This is a genomic window from uncultured Blautia sp., assembly GCF_902497045.1.
Classification (GTDB): domain Bacteria; phylum Bacillota; class Clostridia; order Lachnospirales; family Lachnospiraceae; genus Blautia_A.
In genome coordinates this window covers 1-5694 of sequence record NZ_CABVDF010000184.1, presented here as the reverse complement: position 1 = coordinate 5694, position 5694 = coordinate 1, and the positions used below count along the sequence as shown (strand labels likewise).

At 40.3% G+C, this 5694-nt stretch carries 5 protein-coding genes and 1 pseudogene; 2 read left to right on the top strand and 4 right to left on the bottom strand.

All coding sequences use genetic code 11. The features are described from left to right. Positions 1–70 precede the first annotated feature (70 nt). Positions 71–1309: a [FeFe] hydrogenase H-cluster maturation GTPase HydF gene (hydF, locus tag RDS42_RS11680; protein WP_308783814.1), complete on the top strand. Its 1239-nt coding sequence runs from the start codon at positions 71–73 to the stop codon at positions 1307–1309. Between the two features lie 138 nt (positions 1310–1447). Beyond that, a complete protein-coding gene (dapF, locus tag RDS42_RS11675; protein WP_308783813.1) occupies positions 1448–2302 on the top strand; it encodes a diaminopimelate epimerase in 855 nt (284 codons plus the stop codon). A 110-nt stretch (positions 2303–2412) separates the two neighbouring features. Here dapF and aroE read toward each other — a convergent pair whose 3' ends face one another. The 4 genes and pseudogenes from aroE to RDS42_RS11655 form a co-directional block, all read right to left on the bottom strand. Beyond that, positions 2413–3294 (bottom strand): shikimate dehydrogenase, encoded by an 882-nt coding sequence (gene aroE / locus RDS42_RS11670; protein ID WP_308783812.1) that lies wholly within the window; start codon positions 3292–3294, stop codon positions 2413–2415. Positions 3295–3418: 124 nt separating this feature from the next. Continuing rightward, positions 3419–3928, bottom strand: a pseudogene (locus RDS42_RS11665) (shikimate kinase); the annotation flags it as partial. A gap of 254 nt (positions 3929–4182) precedes the next feature. Continuing rightward, the gene (locus RDS42_RS11660; RefSeq protein ID WP_308783811.1) at positions 4183–4785 is read right to left on the bottom strand and encodes a hypothetical protein; all 603 of its coding nucleotides are present in this window, start codon (positions 4783–4785) and stop codon (positions 4183–4185) included. Positions 4786–4842: 57 nt separating this feature from the next. Next, positions 4843–5694: LCP family protein (locus tag RDS42_RS11655; protein ID WP_308783810.1), on the bottom strand; the 852-nt coding region annotated here is incomplete at its 5' end.

Here is a 5694-nt window from a genome sequence, read left to right as displayed (position 1 = left end):
CGTTCATATGCACAAAACACGATAATTATATGCAAAAATCATTTTTTTAGGATCAAAGGAGGATAAATCTATGGGAATGAATCAGACTCCCGCTTCTGAACGGATACATATCAGTTTTTTCGGCAAACGAAATGCAGGTAAATCCAGTGTGATTAATGCAGTGACCGGGCAGGACCTTGCCATTGTTTCTAATATAAAAGGAACCACTACCGATCCAGTATACAAAACCATGGAACTGCTTCCCCTTGGCCCTGTTATGGTCATTGATACCCCCGGAATAGATGATGAAGGAGAACTGGGCGCCCTTCGTGTCAAAAAAAGCTATCAGGTTCTGAACAAAACAGATATTGCCATACTTGTGGTAGACGTTCTTATTGGAATAACCGAACATGAAGAGGCTTTGATACAACGCTTTCAGGAAAAAAATATTCCCTGGATTCTGGTATACAACAAAGCAGATCTTATCTCCGGGGAAGTTTCCGGCACAGGCTTCCCTCCCCATGACGATATAACTGCCGGCAATACACTTTTTGTCAGCGCAGCGGACGGATCCGGAATACATGAGTTAAAAGAAAAAATCGCTTCCCTGAAACCGGAGGATACGCATAAATATCCACTGATCAGAGACCTTATCTCTCCTCTGGATCTGGTAATCCTTGTAATTCCTATCGATAAAGCAGCCCCAAAAGGCCGCCTGATCCTTCCTCAGCAGCAAACCATCCGCGCCATTCTGGAATGCGGTGCACTTTCCCTTGTAGTCAGGGATACAGAGCTGAAAGATACCCTGGAATATTTTCTTTCAAAAGACATCCATCCCAGATTGGTTATCACTGACAGTCAGGCTTTCGCCCAGGTTTCCAGCGTTACACCTAAAGAGATTTCTCTTACCTCTTTTTCCATTCTCTTTGCAAGATACAAAGGAGATCTTGGCACTTTGACAGAAGGCGCTGCCGCTTTAAAAAACATTAAACACGGAGATAAGATCCTGATTGCGGAAGGCTGCACTCATCATCGTCAGTGCGACGATATTGGAACCGTAAAGATTCCCAATATGATTCGGAAATTCACCGGAACAGAACCTGAATTTGTATTTACTTCAGGAACAGAATTTCCAGATGATGTATCTGATTATAAACTTGTGGTTCACTGCGGAGGATGTATGCTTAACGAAAGAGAAATGAAATATCGGATCGCATGCTGCCGTGATCAGAAGGTTCCAATTACTAATTACGGAATCCTGATTGCCCGGATAACCGGAATTCTAAACAGAAGCCTTACACCTTTTCCGGAATTTCAGAAGTTATTATAAAATTCTTGGTTTTTTTATTCTGATTTCACAGAACCATAACATTTTTTCTATATACTGATAACGTTATTAAATAAGGGGTGCAAAGTTCGGAAATCCTTTTTTCGGCTCTGCAGTGTATCAATAACGAGGAGGAAATTTATGAAATTTACAAAAATGCAGGGAATCGGAAACGATTATGTCTATGTAGACTGTTTCCAGGAAACCGTAAATAACCCTTCCGCAGTGGCAAAATTTGTCAGTGACAGGCATTTCGGAATTGGCTCAGACGGACTGATTCTGGTTAAACCATCTGATGTGGCTGACTGCGAAATGGATATGTATAATCTTGATGGTTCACAGGGAGCCATGTGTGGAAATGGAATCCGCTGTGTGGCAAAATTCGCTTATGACAAGGGTATTGTACACAAAAAAAACATTAGCGTAGCAACTAAAAGCGGAATCAAATATCTGGAGCTTACTGTAAAAAACAATAAGGTTTCTTCTGTAAAGGTAAATATGGGCTCCCCTATTCTGAATGCCAAGACCATTCCTGTTGTATCTGAAAAAGAGCAGGTCATTAATGAGCCGCTGACTGTAAACGGAGAAACGTATCACATCACGGCCGTTTCCATGGGAAACCCCCATGCCATTGTCTATATGGATGATGTGAAAAATCTTAATATTGCCGAAATCGGACCAATGTTCGAAAATCATATCAACTTTCCAGACCGGATCAATACTGAATTTGTAAAAGTCATTGACAGGCATACGCTTCAGATGCGTGTATGGGAAAGAGGCTCCGGTGAGACCCTTGCCTGTGGAACAGGAGCCTGTGCCGTTGCCGTTGCCTCCACCTTAAACGGCCTGGTGGACGAAGACGTGCCTGTCACTGTAAAGCTTTTGGGCGGTGATCTGGAAATCCTGTGGAACCGTCAGGAAAACCTGGTCTATATGACCGGTCCGGCAACTACTGTTTTTGAAGGAGAAATTGACCTTTCTTTCCTTGAGAAATAACAGGAGTTTCCTATAAAGCAAGCATACAAGTCTGCTTCAGACTTCCTCAGTCTCTAAAGAAAATGCTCCGCATTCCTGCGGAGCATTTTTATCTGAATAATATTTCCCCTTTATTTTTCTTCGTTTTGTTCCTGGAATTTACGATACGCTTCCACTGGCATATCCATGCCTGTATACAGCTTATATGCTGCAGCCCCCTGCCAGAGAAGCATTCCCTTGCCGCCTACAACCTTACATCCGGCTTCCTTTGCCTCCCGGAGAAGTCTGGTCTCTTCCGGATTATAAACTACATCCGCTACTACAAGCTCCGGGCGGAACATAGCCGTATCTGTGATCAGGGTTGTATCCTCATGCGGCTTCATTCCTGCAAGAGTTCCGTTTACCAGAATATCTGCCTTTTCAACCTCTTCTCTCAGCTTCTCCTGGTCTTCAAGACAGAATACCTGTACCTGACATTCCGGGGCTTCTTGTTTTAATTTCTCTGCAGTATTCTTTGCCCGTTCCAGGAACGGATCATCCGGATTAAAAATAGCAATAGATGCAGCTCCGTCAAGAGCGCACTGTACCTGAATAGCTGTAGCTGCTCCGCCCGCACCGAGAACCACCATTTTTTTTCCTTTTACGTCAACGCCGTGTTCTCTTAAATTCTGTACAAATCCGGTTCCGTCTGTGATATGGCCTACAAGCTTTCCGTCCTCGTTAACAATCGTGTTTACCGCCCCGATGATCCTTGCTGCCGGAGAAAGCTCATCTACAAGTCTTGCCGCTTCATTTTTACAGGGCATGGTCACATTGGCCCCTCTCATTTTAAAAAGACGCATGGCATCCAGAGCTTCTCCCACCTGCTCCTCCTTAATATCAAAAGCCATATATGCATAGTCCTGGTTATTATACTGAAAACTGAAATTATACATAGACGGGGATCCGGAATGTCCTACCGGACTTCCGATCAGCATCATAAGACCTGTTGTACCTTTAATTCTGTTTTCCATAAGTTTCTCCTCCTGTCATATTAGTTTTGATGATTTACACTTTATAAAGTAACCATCATTATCTGAAACCAATCGGCTTCCTGCCTAAAAATCTGATTTCCGCTTCTGTTTTATCAGTTCTTTTTCAGCCGGAAATTTTCTGTATCAGTTCTTCACAGATTTCCTGTTTTGTTTTCCCATCTGTTTCAATCACAATATCTGCGGCGGCTTCATATTTTTCGCGGCGCTTTTCCATAAGGTCTGCAATAAATTCTACATTTTTATTACCCTCCAGCAACGGACGGCCGTGGTCATTTTTTACCCTCTCCAGGATAGTTTCCGGTTTTGCCGTAAGAAGAACCACTTTTCCGTTTTTCTTCATTTCAGCCACATTCCTCTCCCGCATCGGTACACCGCCTCCACATGATATCACTACATTCCTTCGGGACTGCATTTCAATCAGAAGATCTGTTTCCAGATCACGGAAATATTCTTCTCCATATGTCTCAAAAATATCAGAAATGCTCATTCCCTGTCTCTCTGAAATAATCTGATCCATTTCGACCACTTCCATGCCAAAATTTTTTTTCAGATAGGTAGAAACTGTACTTTTTCCTGTTCCCATAAATCCGATCAAAACAATATTATAATCAAACTTTCCAACTTTATTTTGTTTCAGTACATTCAGCTTATCTGACATTTTCCTCTTCCTTCCAAGCTATATATTATTTCTGTAAATTATGCTACTGTTGCGTACAGAGATTTCTTTAAGACTTTTACAACAGTATAACATTTTTCTTTTGCTTTAACAATATAGCGCAGAAAACTCCAATCAAAAAAAGGAACTCCTTCCGCAAATTTACGAAAAGAGTTCCTTCTCAGTCTAATTAAAACATACGTATATATAAATTATTCCGCATCCTCTATCTGATCACAAATAACAGCAATCGGAGAAAGATCTTCAAATTCTGCTTCAATAACCTTTTTTTCTAAATCCACATCTGTAGGTTCAACAATTTCCCATACAGAACGATCCATACTATAATGAAGGATTTCGACATTTTCCATCTTGTCTGTCAGACTCGGCACTGAAATACTAATTTCATAATTACCCTCTCCATTTTTTTCGGCTACTTCCAATGCAATCAAATCTATAAAACCTGTTACAAATTCTTTTTTTTCAAGAACAGCAATCACTTCTTCTAAAGCGGCTTTTACTTCTTCATCTTCGATAGTTTCAGCCATATCCTGAAGTTTTGTGATTACATCAACCATCTCCATAGTGCCATCATTTACACCATCAATAATATCCACAATTTCCGGTGCTTCCTGCGCTAAAGTCCTGTATGCCTCAGATTCTTCAATCTCTGCAGTAATTTCATACTGCTGTGCTGTATCACCAGTTACTGTCAAATCATTTGTACGACTTCCTGCTGCATTCACAAAAGACACGGATCCCACAGTCATTACAGAAGCCAATGCACATACCATAAGACATTTTCTTAATTTCATAATAAATCGCTCCTTTTCTTTTTAATTTATAGATAATAGTGCTGTACTAAATATCTCTCATTTTGTAAAAAACATTTCTACTAAAAGCCTTGTCAGCTCTTCTTCATATACATGGTACTCATCAAAATTTTCACCTTCTACAGTTTCTCCGGGAACTGTTTTTATATCTGCCATAGTTCCTTCTGATGCAGTCAGAAGTTCTGCAAACACATCATTACTTATATTTGTAATAGTATACGGTTTTAATCCTTCAAAAAGATCTATGACAAAAGAAGCATTTTCCGTCGCCTTTTTTCTTGCTTTTTCTATAAAAGCTTTCATGAATACTTTCTGACGGGTCTGGCGTACCATAGCGCTCCCCGGTTGCAATGTATCTCTATATCGAACAAACATTTCTGTATTTCCACTTGTAAGTTCTACAACTGCGCCCTCATAAAATTCCGGATTTTGAAATTCCAGACTGCTATCTGGTACTGTTACCGTAACACCATCTACTGCTTCTGTCAGTAAAGGAATGCCATCCATATTAAGTGAACAATATTTTTGAATTGGAATATTTCCCAGAAGTCTTGATACAGCGTCACTCATAAGCTGACAGCTTTTATCTTTTCCATCTCCATATGCATACTGTATGTTAATATGATCCTGAGTAGTACCAAGACTCTTCCCAGATGGATTAAATACTTCTATTTCTGTTATAGTATCTCTTGGAATAACAAGAATCTGTGTCTTCTTCGTAACTCTATCTACAGATATTAAAAAAATGACATCCGCCTGTCCTGCATCACTTTGTCTCGTATAATCAGAAACTTTTTCCCGCGTATCAATTCCTAAAAAAAGATAATTGGTAAGATGATCATTATAATGATACTCTGTTCCATTGTATTCTATTATAGTATTATCTGTCTT

Coding starts and splice junctions, on each gene's coding strand:
- hydF (WP_308783814.1), top strand. CDS start 71: ATGGGAATGAATCAGACTCCCGCTTCTGAACGGATACATATCAGTTTT.
- dapF (WP_308783813.1), top strand. CDS start 1,448: ATGAAATTTACAAAAATGCAGGGAATCGGAAACGATTATGTCTATGTA.
- aroE (WP_308783812.1), bottom strand. CDS start 3,294: ATGGAAAACAGAATTAAAGGTACAACAGGTCTTATGATGCTGATCGGA.
- RDS42_RS11660 (WP_308783811.1), bottom strand. CDS start 4,785: ATGAAATTAAGAAAATGTCTTATGGTATGTGCATTGGCTTCTGTAATG.